This window comes from Alteromonas sp. IB21 (assembly GCF_016405965.1).
Classification (GTDB): Bacteria; Pseudomonadota; Gammaproteobacteria; order Enterobacterales; family Alteromonadaceae; genus Alteromonas.
Window position 1 is genome coordinate 25,070 of record NZ_JAEFCD010000037.1, and the last position, 13,847, is coordinate 38,916.

The window sequence follows — 13,847 nt, forward strand, 5'->3', positions numbered from 1 at the left end:
TGCAGCGTACAGAGTAGCTAAATACAGGGAGTATATTGGTGAAAGAATTTATACTTAAGGCTATATCTAATGACGCGACTTCATGTATTTCTTTCTGTTGTAGTACTAGCAACGCCCTTGGCTGGATGCAACCAACAAGCAGGCGACAGCGACAAAGTGCCAAGCTCCACAACCACTGACACGCCTTTAACACAAACGCCCCCCTCTGCGTATCAAGAAGAAGATTTGGCACAAGCGATTCGCGCGACACTCAACACATTAGGCATGAATGTGGCAAATGACATCACCGTAAACACGGTAGATAACGACGTCACTCTGTCTGGCAGAGTTTCGTCTGAAAAGCAAAAACAAATGGTGTTAAATGCCGTTGGAGAAATTGAGGGTGTCAATGTCATTACCGATGAAATTATGGTGGTCCCGATGGACTAGCACTCCGCTTGGAAACCACCACAATTGTAAGGAGTTCCGATATGCCGATTCAGATGAACAGCCCACCAAACAACCCTTGGGGGAGCGGTCAAACCGGAGGTCCCCCACCTGATTTAGACAAAAATCTGAAGCAAGTGCTCGATAAACTTAAAAGCCATTTGCCCGGCGGAAGTCCAAAGGCCTTTATCATTTTCGTCTTGCTTTTGTTCACTATTTTTGCGGTATGGAATATTTTTTATACCGTGCCCAGCGACTCTGTTGCAGTCGTTCAACGGTTCGGCAAACTGCATGCTCAAAAAGAACCGGGCTTACATCTAAAGATACCTTTTGGCGTAGACGCCATTCACATTGTGCCTACTAAACGCCAGTTAAAACAAGAGTTTGGGTTTGCTACTGCGTCCGCAACAAATCCAGAGCAAGGCTCAAGAGGTGACTACGCATTAAGAGAAACCCAAATGGTAACGGGCGACTTAAATGCAGCGCTTATTGAGTGGGTGGTTCAATACCGTATTGCCAACCCTGTAAATTACCTTTTCGAAGTCCGCGACCCCAGTGAAACGCTGCGCTACATTTCTGAATCCGTCATGCGAGAAGTAGTGGGAGACAGAACGGTAGACGAAGTAATAACGATAGGTAGGCAAGACATTGAATTTCAATCGTTAGAAAGGCTAAGAGAAATAGCACAAACCTATGCTATGGGTATTGCTATCGACCAAGTACAACTAAAAAACATCAACCCGCCCTCGCCGGTTCAAGCGTCATTTAATGAAGTGAATCAGGCACAACAGGAAAAAGAACGACTCATCAATGAAGCCAGAAGGGAATACAACAGAGTGATCCCGCTTGCCGAAGGCGAAAAAGATCAAAGAATACGTGAAGCCGATGGTTACCGTTTACAGCGTATCAATGAGGCTCAGGGAGATGTGAGCCGTTTCAATGCGCTTATGGTTGAATACCGACTGGCACCAGAAGTAACCCAGCGTAGGATATATATAGAGCACCTTGAACGCGTGCTTCCTAGTATAAAGCACACCTTTTTACTCGACGGTGATAAGGGGTCGGTCTTACCCATTATGAATTTAAGTGCTGATAGTTCGGTACTGCTGGGGGAAGAAAGAAATGACTAAAAGACGAATTTCGATTTTGCCCTTTTTTGCTCTATTAGCTTTTGCAGGCTGGATTATAAGCCATACACTTTTTACGGTAAGCGAAACTGAACAAGTCATTATTACGCAGTTTGGTAAGCCAATGGGAAGTCCAATAACTGAGGCCGGTCTTAATGCAAAAATACCGTTCATTCAGACCCTCAACGCTATCGATAAACGCATTCTGGAGTGGGATGGCCCGCCTTCCGATATGCCTACCAAAGATAAGCTTTACATATCAGTAGACTTGTTCGCCCGTTGGCGCATTGTTGAGCCTCTGCAATACTTTTTGCGCTTGAAAGATGAAAGAAGCGCGCAATCACGACTAGACGATATTTTGGGAAGTGAAACCCGTAATGCCGTCGCTAAACACAAATTAATAGAGATTATACGTACGACAAAACTGAGGGTGCCTGAAAAAGACGCGCTACTTAATGACGTGGAGAAAAGACTAAATATGGGTAATTTAGTGCCCATAGTAAAAGGGCGAAAGGTCATTGAGAAAGAGATTTTTGAAGCTGCTGCAGAGAAAATAAAGGTTTTTGGCATAGAGCTACTCGACATTCAGTTTAAACGCATTAATTACAACACGAGCGTGCGTCCTAAGATTTATGACCGGATGATAAGCGAACGCCGCCAAATTGCTGAGCGCTTTCTTTCAGAAGGCAATGGCGAGTCTGCAAGAATAAGAGGCAACAGAGAGCGCGAACTCAAACGCATACGTTCAGAGGCCTATCGTCAAGTTGAGGAGATAAGGGGAAAAGCAGACGCCCAAGCTGCCAACATTTATGCTGCGGCCTATAATCAAAGTCCAGCATCACGTGACTTTTATGCATTTACGCGAACACTATCGGCCTATGAAAAACTATTAAATAAAAATACAACACTGCTTCTTTCCACAGACAGCGAAATATACCAGTTGTTAAATGAATCACCTTTTGCAGAAAAAGAACAACCTGACTTTTCTAAGGATAATCACGGTGAAGACGATCTTTAACGTTTTGGAAGCAAAGCACCACGTGTGGATATGGGTGAGCTGTATTACGTTTGTGTGTGTGATCACTGTGGTGAACAATCAATTTCTCACCTCCGTCTCGCTTGAGCCTCTTCTTTTACTACCTGTGGTAATCGCAAGCTGGTATGGCAACCTGTTTACAGGGATAGCGGTGTCGTTTCTCACATCACTTGCCATTCTTGTTTCCTACGACCAATCTTTACTCGCTTTGCCAACCACCGACGCGGTATATACCGCATTGGTTTACTTGTCGGCACTGAGCATTCTCAGTCTTTTAATCCATAACTTTAGTGCCGTTTTTAAAGTTGAAGAGTCAGCCGCCGAGCATGACCATTTAACCGGTTTGCTGAACACTCGCGGGCTTACTTCGCTGCTTGAAGAAGAAATCGCGCGCACTAAGCGCTACAAGCACCCCTTTACTATTGCCTATATCGATATTGATAACTTCAAAGCAATTAACGATTCAAAAGGGCACGGTGAAGGCGACAATATACTGTGCAAATTAGCAAAAATTATAACCACTTCATTTAGAGAAAGTGATTACATCGGTCGCATTGGTGGTGATGAGTTTGTGTGCTTATTGCCGGAAACAAAACAGCCCGACGCTAGAGTTGTATTTAATAAGTTAAAGAAGAATTTAGACACGGCATTTTGTAACGACGATATTATTGTTACCTTTAGTATTGGCGTCGTTACCTTTGAATCTGCGCCCCCGAGCACCCAATCGGCACTCGCCTTGGTCGACAAAGTCATGTACCGGGTTAAGAAACTTCACAAAAACGACGCGGCGTTTCAGATTTACTCTTCATCGCAATAAATCAGTGCCCCGCCTCAACGTGTGATAGAACTTCGTTTTTCTGAGCGGACATGACAAAAATAAATGATATGTCTGTCTCGTTAACCATGAGTTCAGAGTTGGTTTAGGCTTTACACGTGAAGTAATGCAAGGTTTAGGGGTGTATAGCGACATTATTTTGGGGGCAGGTGCCAGCAAGCACGAAGCATTTGTGTACGCGAAACCCGTCATTGGTTTATATGCCTATACAAAACTGAATAGTAAGTTGGCGGTTAACTTAAGTAGGACCTACAACCAATACGGAAGTGATACCCAATCGATGTAGCATCGTTTAGCCTGCATCAATACTGTTTTGAAGACATCACGCTAGATTTTGAAGTGAATATACAGAAAGTCGATAATGAATATGAATCCAGTGCTTCTTTTATGTTGGGGTATCGTTTCTAAACTTTTTGGAGAAAGCTACTTTATTTAGAATGCCTAGGGGGTCGCGCTATTCGCCGTGGACAAACAATTGAAGTAACGCCACAAACCGATTAAAGTCGCCCAACAATAACTCCCCCTCTCCTCGTAAAAGGCTTTAATTAATGAACATTGAACGAATGGAAACCAAACAGCGCATGAGTCGCATTGTAAAGCACAATGGCGTTATCTATTTGTGCGGGCAAGTATGCGCAGACGCAACACAAGACATTACTCATCAAACCCAAACCATGTTAGATAAAGTAGATAGCCTGCTTATTCAGGCGGGCAGCGATAGAAAGCACATGCTGTCAGCTACTATTTATCTAAAAACCATGGATGATTTTGCGAAGATGAACGAGGTGTGGGACAACTGGGTGCCCGAGGGTTATGCGCCAGCAAGGGCTTGTGTTACTGCCGATATGGCGCGCGACGCATTACTTGTTGAAATCTCTGTTGTCGCCGCTGAAATAACTGACTAAAACAATCTGGCTAGAGAGCAAACAGATGGCTTTGTTCTCTCTGTTCAGGGGCCTATATCATTCAAGCAAAATACCCCTTTGCCGTCATAACTCTGAAATAAACCACCTGTAACGTAGGAAGCTCTCGGATAGGGTCTGCGAAGACTCAGCCTCAAACACGCACATTGCTTCGATACGAGTTTTCATGAAGAAACTGAAACGCTATCAATACGAACGATATGCCATTCTTTGCCAACTCGCCTACCCTGATGCTGACGCACAATATCAAAAAATATTAGACCCCTTTCACGAACGCCACCTTGTGGACAAGTACGGCAGAATGAGCGTAAGGATCCTGTGGGTTGAAAACAAAAAAGAAGTCATTATCGTTTTTCGTGGTTCGCTAGGATTCAAAGATTGGTTCGCTAATTTGTTTTTTATACCGTATAGATTGCGACAGCTAAACAGAAGTTTTTTTGTACATTGGGGTTTTGCCAGATTGCTTGCTCAGCCAATGTATTCAAGTACGAAAACCTCGGATGACGCGCTACCGCTTAGAGAGCTTCTGGTTAAAGTGTTAGAGCCCCTTCGCGAGCAAGGCAAGCGATTTTCTTTTATTGGCCATTCATCCGGCGGCGCCGTCGCGGTGCTAATGGCCGATTATTTTGAAAGAAGGTTTGCGAAATCGGTAAAAAGAGTCGTCACTTTCGGGCAGCCCGCCGTCGGAACGCGGTCATGGTATAAACATTACTTGTTACATCATAGAACTTATCGCATTTGCTGTGATCTTGACGTGATAACTTTCATGCCTCCCTTCCCTTTTTACTTCTGGCATGTGGGAAAAATGCTTTGGCTGCATGATGATAAAATTTATGAAAACACGCCCACTCACAGGCGATTTTTAATGTCTCTTAAAAGCTGGTTGTTGCGACCTATCACGTATCACTACATGCGAAAATACATTCGGAATAAGTCGCTTTTTGATGAACACTAGGTCGCTCATTGCGTGTTAAAAAAAGCGAACATAAGGTTATCGCCAGCGCGTTTCTTCGTGTAAAAACCGAATTATCTTGACTATCAGTCCTCTACCCCATATCCCCACAATGCGGCCGCAATTGAGGGGAAAAGAACGATCATTTTGGCGTTCTAGCGCGTAAACGTGTAACGGTCAGTAAATGAATATCCATTACTACGCATCAACACATAGGCGAGAGAAACATGTCTTCACTGAAACTAGAGCGCGCAAAAGCCGCGCTTAAAAACGCGTTTATCGGCGATGCCCTTGCCATGCCTGTGCACTGGTACTATAACCCTGCCGATATTTTTAACGCCTTTCCGCTGGGTATTGAACAATTTGAAGATGCCCCTGCGTTCCATCCTTCATCCATAATGTCGCTGCACTCTACACAGCAAGGCGGACGTGCAAACAGGGCGTCTGCTAGTCAAAGGGAAATAGTAGGCGAGGTCATTCTTAAAGGGAAAAGACAGTTTTGGGGTAAAGACAACGTTCATTATCATCAGGGAATGAAAGCTGGAGAGAATACGCTCAACGCACATTGTGCTCGGATTGTATTGGCCTGTGCGCTCAAGGGCTATGAACCCGATGAATTTCTCTCGCGCTATATAGCCTTTATGCGCGCTGATGAGCCACAACACCCAGACACTTATGCCGAGTCTTACCACCGCGGCTTTTTTGCCAATCTTGAACGTGGTATTCCTGCAAACCAATGCGGTGCAGTAACCCACGATACCGCGTCAATTGGCGGGCTGGTGTCGGTAACGCCCCTTGCTATTGTTCAGATAGCTCAACGCCATTCACTTGAAGATATTCAAGCAGTTTGCCGTCATCATCTTCATCTGACCCATCCAGATGAATCACTTGCAAACGTTTGCGACCTCTACGTTGAACTGCTGAATAGGCTGATGCTCAGAGAGGATGAAGACCCTGCCGCTATTCTTGAAGATATTGCTCAGCGCTCTGGTAGGCTGAACTTGCCTAGTTTAATTTCAAAGAAAAAGAGCGATATTGAAGTAGTGGGCCGTACGTTCTCCCCTGCATGCTATATCAGTGATGCGTGGCCAAGTATTTTATACTTTGCCTATCGCTATGTAGATAGTCCTAAGCGCTCACTTATGGCCAATACAAACGTAGGTGGCGACAACGTGCACCGTGGTTTTGTATTGGGAGCCATTATTGGCTTAATAGAAGGGCGTGAAATTAAAGCGTGGTTTGAGCAACTCGCCGATGCCGAACCGCTTAACTCTGCCATTGAAGGCCTTCGTTAGATTAGTAATGAACATGCCCGCTTTACTGGCGGGCTTAGTATTTGTAAAAGACTTTTTATAAACGCTTATTCGTAGAAGCCTATTTGCACAAGTTTATCTGCATAAGCATGCAATTATAAGTACTTGTAACTGCTCATTGTTCTTAAACGGCTACAGCGTTACCGGCTTGTCCGTCTTTGCGGCCTCTAATATGGCGTTAACATAACGGGAGTTAATTTTTTCTCGTCATTTTTACCTGCCATGCTTGCGCAACAATAGGTTCAAGATCGTTTAAATCTAAAGGTTTTACCAGATGGTGGTTGAATCCAACTTCTTTCGAGCGCTGAATGTGCGATGGCTGTCCCCACCCTGTTTGCGCTACAAATATTGAGTTGGCTAACGCGCTATTTTCTCGAAGTAGTTTACATAAATCGTAGCCATTCATTCCCGGCATACCAATATCTAACATGACTAAATCAGGTATAAATGTCTGCACCGCCTCTAGTGCTGATGGTCCGTCCTCCACAACCTTTACAAAACAGCCTTTTGCCTCCAAAATCCATCCCATGGTAATAGCCGCATCTTGATTGTCATCCGCAATTAACACCTTGAGCTTTTCAGCTGTAGTACCCACAACATTGTTGCTTTTTTCCTGTTTACTTACCAATTTCGGGACTTCGGTCAATACAGGTAATGTGACCATAAACGCAGTGCCTTTCCCTACACCATCACTATGCACGCTCACACTGCCACGGTGCATTTCAGTAAGCTTTTTTACTAATGTAAGACCTATGCCTAGTCCGCCCTGAGATCGTTCAAGGGCACCATCAATCTGAGTAAACATGTCAAAAACTGAGTTTAATTTATCGGTCGGGATCCCTTCCCCATTGTCTTTAACTGTAACGGTTACCATGCCTTTTGAGGTGTCAATCTGAACATCTATATTTCCACCTGATGGCGTGTACTTCGCGGCATTATTGATAATATTCGAAAAAATTTGCGACAACCGGATTAGATCACCGTTAACCCAAATGGGAATAACCATTTTTTCCACTGTTAACGTATGTCGCTTTTCATCGATTAAAGGCTGAATAGTTTCTATCGCCGTGCCCAAGATTTCGCATAAATTCACCGGCTCGCGGTGAATTCTAATTTTTCCTCGGGTGATACGTGACACGTCCATGAGATCATCGACTAACCGTGTCATCTGATTTACCTGACGTTCAACTCTTCCGAAAGCCTCACTCTTTTGACTTTGGCTATAATCATTAGACTGTAATATTTCTAACGCATTTCTAATAGGTGCCAATGGATTACGCAGTTCGTGGGCTAGCGTAGCGAGAAATTCATCTTTTCTGCGATCAGCTTCTTTAAGCGCCTCTATGGCATTGCGCTCTCTTGTCGTATCAACACCTACCCCTGGAAAGCGCTCGGGCTCGCCGTCACTGTCGTAAATAACCCTCCCTCTGAATGAAGCCCAACGGATTGTGCCGTCTTTTTGCAAGATGCGGTACTCCTGGTTATAAGGCGTTCCGTTATTAATGCTTTCCTGTATGGCGATATTATTCGCTTCCACATCATCTGGATGTATGTATTGAGAGGGTACTTCAATCCCTACGCCTTGCTCTGCTTCGTCGCTCGTTAAATTAAATAACTCGCCCAAGCGTTCATCCGCTGTAAAAATGTTTTGCTTAATGTCCCAGTCCCAAATACCAAAGCTGTGTGAAGCTTCCAGCGCCAAACGTCTGCGCGCTTCAGCATGCTTCACCATTTCTTCAGCTTGTTTACGCTCGGTAACGTCTCTCGTCGATCCCGCTATCGCTTCAACATTTCCGTCTTCACCGATAACAGGAACGAAGATATAATCGTATATGCGGCGTCCGTTAGTACCGTTGAATGGGACGTCGCTACGAATAGATTGTTTAGTTTCAATGACCTGTCGAATCTCTCGCATATGCATCTCGGCATGCCAAGGTTCATAACCCAACTCTAAACAGTTTTTTCCAATCGCCTCGTCCCAAGTGAGCCCCCACATTTGCAGCAAAGCATCATTTGCGTACGTAAAGTGCCCCTCGAGATCAAAGATATAGAGCAAATCTGGTGTATTAGACAAGGCCGTTTCATATAGCCTGCGCTGCTTATTAAAGGATTCAACGTTTTTCAATAACGCCGATTCTGCTGCACGTCGAGCATGATTCTCATTGTTGCGTTCAATAATGATTGCCGCTGTTTTTGACAGCGCGTTAACAACGTCGATATCGTCTGGAAAAGGCGTGAAACGCTCGCGATGAAACAAATAAAAGGTTCCCAATACGGTGCGGCTTTCTGCAGATAAAATGGGACGGCACCAGAATGACTGAAGCCCCAAAGCCCGAGAGGAGGCGTTAAAATCATGAAAATCCAACTGCCCTTCTATTTGAACGCTTACCTCTTCACGGATTTGACAGCATTTTCCTAATGGCGTCCGTTCATCAACCGTAATATTTTCAAAATACCGCCTCGTTTCACTCGGCATAGAAGGTGCTGCTGCACACGTGAGCGATAATCCATCTTCTGATATCAAAGATATACCACTGACCGCCTGAAAATCCGTGACCTTTTCCACAGCATTGACCAGAACTGTCAATACATCCTCCAGCTTAGCGCCAGATAATGCCAATCTCATGGCATCCCTCTGAGACTGGGAAATAATTTGTAACCTGCGTTTTATTGATAAATCGTGAAAAGAAAAACCGACGACTCCTGCCATAACAGGAAAAACGGCTACTTTGAACCATGAATGATCGACACCAAAACTTATCTCTGTTTGCTCTCCTGACTCTTGCGTAAGAGCGTGTTCAAACTGTTGAGTAATTTGGGGCACTTGCGCTTGGGGGAATAATCTAAACACAGAGCTATCGATGCTGTTAGACTCGTGAAGCCTAAAAATAGTATGCGCTTGATGGTTCGCATAAACTACGGCCCCCTTAGCATCGGCCAAGATAACTGCATCCGTTATATTTTCTATGAGAGCTTGAAATGGAATATCGTTGGTAAAAGAAAATGCAGCCTTACACGTTTGCTCGGGCATAGAGCTCTCAAATAATCCTGAAAAGTTTATACTAAAGTATAAAGCGCTGTATAGCTAACGTTTTGCTGAATGTTCCTAACTTTTCTTACTATAGAAATTTACTCGACTTTTTAGCTGATTATCATTAGCCCAATCCGATATACGTAAATGCAAATAGCGATACAATCATTACTCTAAATGAAGCATAGACGTTTACAGAAAAAGCTAAATAAGAAAAAGGATAGGTAGTAAATTCGGGGGGGTCCTTATTGCTCGAAGTGGCGTCTGCTTTATGTCAAACAAACGTGCTCTGACTGAACTTTAATGATGAAGTTTTCGTAATATTGACAGTGAAATTTCAGAAAAATTTATGCGAGGATATTCCTCTGCTGAGGCTAAGACATGGATAACGCTGGCTCTATACAAACTAAACGGAACAGGAAGTACGCTGGGTCTTTTCCCAAAATTGCTCAACAGACAAGGTTACTCAATACCCTCGTTATTTTTGCTGTCATCTACACACTCTACCTTGCCAAATCGCTACTTATCCCTCTTTTTTCTCTGCATTTGCAGCATTATTACTCAGTCCCCTTGTGGCTTTTGCGAAAAAATTCCTCGTGCCGCCCACCATTTCCGCCGCTGTTCTCATTGCAATATTGGTAGCCCCTTTTACCTTTTTAGCATTGGAACTGGCTGAACCCGCAGAGCGTTGGATGCAGTCTCTTCCCAAGATAGCCACGGAAATATCTGAAGAGATCGAAGAAATTAGCAACCATATAGATGGCTACACAACTGAGCCCTTAATCGAACCTGAACCTGTTGAGAAAGAAAGGTCTTTCTTTAGTTGGTTTAGTGAAGATGAAAAGCCGCCAGAGACCGAACCTCAAGCGGATAAATCGAACTCGGTAACCGATAAAATTAAGCAAAATGGCATAGATATGGGCTTAACGCTTTTTAGCAGCGCGCCATTAGTACTTGCACAAATTCTCGCGTGTTTTGTTCTTATATTTTTCCTACTGGTATTTGGGCCCAGTCTATTTCACGTTTTCATTAGAGACTTTCCTATAGTCACAAACAAAAGACGTGCGTTAGTTTTAGTTGACCAAATTCAGCATGAGCTTTCCTCTTATATTGTCACCATCAGTATTATTAACACCTGCTTGGGCCTAGCCACAGGGGGGGTATTTATCTACATTGGTATCGAAGATGCATTGCTGTGGGGGGCATTAGTGGCTTTAATGAACTTTGTACCTTATTTAGGCGGCATTGCTAGCAGCCTTGTATTATTAGTTGTAGGCCTTGTCCAATTTGGGCTCACAAGTAGCGCGTTTTTGCCAGCTGGCATCTTTTTGGTGTTGAATATTGTTGAGTCTCAATTAATCACGCCGGCGGTTTTGGGCCGAAGTATGCAGCTCAACCCGTTGATTATTATTATTTGGATAGCGATCACAGGCTGGCTGTGGGGCGTAATAGGTGTTTTGTTGGCGGTACCTATTCTTATGTGCGTAAAAATTGTTTTGGAGAATTTAGGCGTATTTGACCACTGGATAAGGCTTATTGAATCCAAGTAGCGTTGTCATCTCGGGCTAATTAGCTCATGAAAATCGCACAGCGTCTCGCACTACTACTGTGCGCCACAAACCAGCGCACTACTCAACAAATTGTTTATGGATAGGGTGAGACTGGTATTCGTTTTGTGCCTCAACGCTTATCTAGCCGCGCTTCATATCGGGGTTAAAAATAACTATGAAACCGCTTTAGGCACATTAAGCGCTTCTCGTGCATCATTAGTCAGTTTCACCAACGCTTTTCGTACATCCGTTGACGAAACACACAGCGCCTCAAAAGGGACAAACCACGTTTGCTTTTCTGTACCGCAATGCATGCCTTCTGGGAATACGCTATGCATTATTGGCTCTTCAACGTTAACACCCTTTTTGTGCTGCAAAATAAGCTGCATCGCGTCTTGATGATCTTCGTTCATATGGCTAATCATACCCTCTGGCGCGCTATGCCAGTCTTGTGCTTCAACACTCCAATAGGCTTTATCAACCCAATGGATTTTTCCGAAACCACCGATAAAACGTACTCGTTCAGTGCGTATAACGTAAAAGTTAAAATCGTGGGTTTGCTCGTATTTTTTAGCTTGCGGAAACAAACGAAAGTACTGCACTTTCACGGCATATTGGTCAGCTAACTCAGCACTTCCCATAATAGTAACGCGGCCGTTCGCCTGAGAATCGTCTTCAGTAGCATCGAAAATAGTTAAGCTTACCTTGTCGTTCGCTTTAATATTACGAGTGTGAAGCGCGATATCGCTGATATAGATAATTGCATCTCCGGCTGGCGTTAGGTAGTAGGGTACAACCGAACCAAAAGGGTACCCGGGCATTGATGTTGAATGCGTGCCCAATACGCCACTGTGATGGGTTCGGCTTAACTGTTTTGCTTGAAATGCAATAGATTGCATGCTCATGGTTCACTCCGTTTTTGTTGTTCTAGTTTCGCGACAATTAATGGGTTACGAAAAGCTGTTTTTGTTCGTTTTTGATTAAGTTTAACTGGGTGTGGTAGCACCGAGATAGCATATCGGTAGTAAGTACCTGCGTTGGTGGTCCATCGGCTAAGCACCGCTTTTCACCCAGTAAAATCAGTCTGTCGCAGTAAGGGGAAATCAAATTAAGGTCGTGGCTTACACAAACGATGCACAGCCCTTTTTCTCGTAGCGCGACTAGTTGCTGCATTACCAGTTTCTGATGCCGTAAATCCAGCGCCGAGGTGGGTTCGTCTAACAACAACAGCTTGCCTTCCAAACCCGCATTGTGATCACTTGGCAATATTTGAAGAATGGCCTTGGCCAGAAATATCCTCTGCCTTTCACCGCCTGACAAGGTTTGTATATTTCGAGCAAGCAAGTGCGTAATGTCAAACTGCTCAGTTACAAGATTAATCAGACGACTCTTTTGTTCTAACGACTCAATATGCTGATATCGCGCTAAGTGAAGTAGTTCATCTGCAATAAAACCAAAAGGCGTCGAAGCGCTTTGTGCCATTACAGCACGCTGCAACGCTAAATGGTTTGCGCTTAGCGAACGAATATCTTGCCCGCCAAGTGTAAGTTCTCCATTAGACGGCGTTTCTACACCACTAAGCATACTTAACAGTGTAGATTTACCACATCCGTTCTCACCGGCGATAGCGGTGAACTCAGCGGTATGGAAAGAAAGCGATAACGGCTCTAGCAAGCGCTTCTTGCCTCTGGCAATGACAACATCTTTTAATGTAAGCAACTCAGTGTTTAACCGTTTGCCATTATCGATTTGCTCTAGGCTTTCAATTTTCATATTAGCTACACCCCACCACTAAATATGCGGCGTTGTTGCCACAATAAGTAAAGGAAAAATGGCGCCCCTACTGCTGAGGTAACAATACCGATAGGTATCTCCATAGGTACAAATAGTGTACGTGCGAGCGTATCAGCGATTATCAATAATAGCGCCCCTGTTAGTGCACTGGCAGGTATTAGTACCTGGTGGTTTACACCAAATATTGCCCTGCACATATGGGGCACCACCAAACCAACAAAGCCAATAATGCCGCACAGCGCCGTCGCTAGCGCCACAGAGAACGCCACCAGCCATAAAACCCTTTGTTTATAGCGGGTAACATTTAGTCCCATATAAGCCGCTTCTTTTTCACCCAGTGCTAGTAAGTTAAGGGCATTGCGTGACTTCATTAACCCTGTAATAGCAATAAAACTCGCTAAAGCGACCAAACCACAAAGTGTCCAGCTTGCTCCGGCTAAACTCCCCATAGTCCAGTAGCTTATTTGACGAAGCGCATCATCACTTGCAACGTAACTAATAGCCCCTATTACCGTTCCGGTTAACGCATTAATGGCTACCCCTGCCAAAATAAGTGCTGCTACTGAAACGCCTTGAGGACCATTTGAAAACCGTAAGACCGTCCATACAGAAACTAGTGCCCCACCAAAAGCCCACATGGCTACCCATACCGATTCAAGTGCAGGAAGAAGTGGTGGCACAATGGTCATACTCAGCGCTGCTGCAGCTGCCGCGCCACCGGCAATACCGATTAAGCCAGGGTCGGCGAGCGGATTGCGTACTAGACCCTGCATGGCGCAGCCAGATACGGCTAACAGCGCGCCAATAAGCATAGTCATGATCACCCGAGGGAGCCGTATTTCAGACAGCACATACCAATG

Annotated in this window: 13 protein-coding genes; 9 read left to right on the forward strand and 4 right to left on the reverse strand. The window is 44.5% G+C overall.

The features are described 5' to 3' along the window. The first annotated feature begins 69 nt into the window (after positions 1–69). The 8 genes from JC525_RS18555 to JC525_RS18590 all read left to right on the forward strand — a co-directional run bounded on the left by JC525_RS18555 (position 70) and on the right by JC525_RS18590 (position 6,594). Complete coding sequence (locus JC525_RS18555) at positions 70–429, forward strand: BON domain-containing protein (RefSeq protein WP_198817470.1); 360 nt, start codon at positions 70–72, stop codon at positions 427–429. Positions 430–470: 41 nt separating this feature from the next. After that, a complete protein-coding gene (gene hflK, locus JC525_RS18560; RefSeq protein ID WP_198817472.1) occupies positions 471–1,556 on the forward strand; it encodes an FtsH protease activity modulator HflK in 1,086 nt (361 codons plus the stop codon). Continuing rightward, a complete protein-coding gene (gene hflC / locus JC525_RS18565; RefSeq protein WP_198817473.1) occupies positions 1,549–2,571 on the forward strand; it encodes a protease modulator HflC in 1,023 nt (340 codons plus the stop codon). The genes hflK and hflC overlap by 8 nt, the downstream gene beginning before the upstream one ends. Next, entirely contained in the window at positions 2,555–3,406 is an 852-nt protein-coding gene (locus tag JC525_RS18570) for a GGDEF domain-containing protein (RefSeq protein ID WP_332874134.1), read from the forward strand. The genes hflC and JC525_RS18570 overlap by 17 nt, the downstream gene beginning before the upstream one ends. Positions 3,407–3,530: 124 nt before the next feature. Then, entirely contained in the window at positions 3,531–3,710 is a 180-nt protein-coding gene (locus JC525_RS20005; protein ID WP_233095300.1) for a hypothetical protein, read from the forward strand. A gap of 262 nt (positions 3,711–3,972) precedes the next feature. Then, positions 3,973–4,329, forward strand: coding sequence for a RidA family protein (locus JC525_RS18580; protein ID WP_198817477.1), 357 nt, complete (start codon positions 3,973–3,975; stop codon positions 4,327–4,329). A 184-nt stretch (positions 4,330–4,513) separates the two neighbouring features. After that, a complete protein-coding gene (locus JC525_RS18585) occupies positions 4,514–5,302 on the forward strand; it encodes a lipase family protein (protein ID WP_198817479.1) in 789 nt (262 codons plus the stop codon). A 224-nt stretch (positions 5,303–5,526) separates the two neighbouring features. Next, on the forward strand, positions 5,527–6,594 hold the full coding sequence (locus JC525_RS18590; RefSeq protein ID WP_198817481.1) for an ADP-ribosylglycohydrolase family protein: 1,068 nt from the start codon (positions 5,527–5,529) through the stop codon (positions 6,592–6,594). Positions 6,595–6,805: 211 nt separating this feature from the next. On the opposite strand, the gene JC525_RS18595 is transcribed toward JC525_RS18590, so the two are convergent. After that, positions 6,806–9,643 (reverse strand): PAS domain S-box protein, encoded by a 2,838-nt coding sequence (locus tag JC525_RS18595; RefSeq protein WP_198817483.1) that lies wholly within the window; start codon positions 9,641–9,643, stop codon positions 6,806–6,808. Between the two features lie 572 nt (positions 9,644–10,215). Here JC525_RS18595 and JC525_RS18600 point away from each other — a divergent pair. Further along, entirely contained in the window at positions 10,216–11,193 is a 978-nt protein-coding gene (locus tag JC525_RS18600) for an AI-2E family transporter (RefSeq protein WP_332874135.1), read from the forward strand. A 173-nt stretch (positions 11,194–11,366) separates the two neighbouring features. Here JC525_RS18600 and JC525_RS18605 read toward each other — a convergent pair whose 3' ends face one another. From JC525_RS18605 to JC525_RS18615, 3 genes are all read right to left on the reverse strand, one after another. Continuing rightward, a complete protein-coding gene (locus tag JC525_RS18605; RefSeq protein WP_198817485.1) occupies positions 11,367–12,098 on the reverse strand; it encodes a HugZ family pyridoxamine 5'-phosphate oxidase in 732 nt (243 codons plus the stop codon). Between the two features lie 37 nt (positions 12,099–12,135). Next, a complete protein-coding gene (locus tag JC525_RS18610; RefSeq protein ID WP_198817492.1) occupies positions 12,136–12,966 on the reverse strand; it encodes an ABC transporter ATP-binding protein in 831 nt (276 codons plus the stop codon). 5 nt (positions 12,967–12,971) lie between these two features. Next, the coding region (locus JC525_RS18615; RefSeq protein WP_198817494.1) for a FecCD family ABC transporter permease at positions 12,972–13,847 on the reverse strand (876 nt) is incomplete at its 5' end.

Excerpts from the sequence above, each read along its gene's own strand:
- JC525_RS18555 (WP_198817470.1), top strand. The coding sequence starts at position 70 with ATGACGCGACTTCATGTATTTCTTTCTGTTGTAGTACTAGCAACGCCC.
- hflK (WP_198817472.1), top strand. The coding sequence starts at position 471 with ATGCCGATTCAGATGAACAGCCCACCAAACAACCCTTGGGGGAGCGGT.
- hflC (WP_198817473.1), top strand. The coding sequence starts at position 1,549 with ATGACTAAAAGACGAATTTCGATTTTGCCCTTTTTTGCTCTATTAGCT.
- JC525_RS20005 (WP_233095300.1), top strand. The coding sequence starts at position 3,531 with ATGCAAGGTTTAGGGGTGTATAGCGACATTATTTTGGGGGCAGGTGCC.
- JC525_RS18580 (WP_198817477.1), top strand. The coding sequence starts at position 3,973 with ATGAACATTGAACGAATGGAAACCAAACAGCGCATGAGTCGCATTGTA.
- JC525_RS18585 (WP_198817479.1), top strand. The coding sequence starts at position 4,514 with ATGAAGAAACTGAAACGCTATCAATACGAACGATATGCCATTCTTTGC.
- JC525_RS18590 (WP_198817481.1), top strand. The coding sequence starts at position 5,527 with ATGTCTTCACTGAAACTAGAGCGCGCAAAAGCCGCGCTTAAAAACGCG.
- JC525_RS18595 (WP_198817483.1), bottom strand. The coding sequence starts at position 9,643 with ATGCCCGAGCAAACGTGTAAGGCTGCATTTTCTTTTACCAACGATATT.
- JC525_RS18605 (WP_198817485.1), bottom strand. The coding sequence starts at position 12,098 with ATGAGCATGCAATCTATTGCATTTCAAGCAAAACAGTTAAGCCGAACC.
- JC525_RS18610 (WP_198817492.1), bottom strand. The coding sequence starts at position 12,966 with ATGAAAATTGAAAGCCTAGAGCAAATCGATAATGGCAAACGGTTAAAC.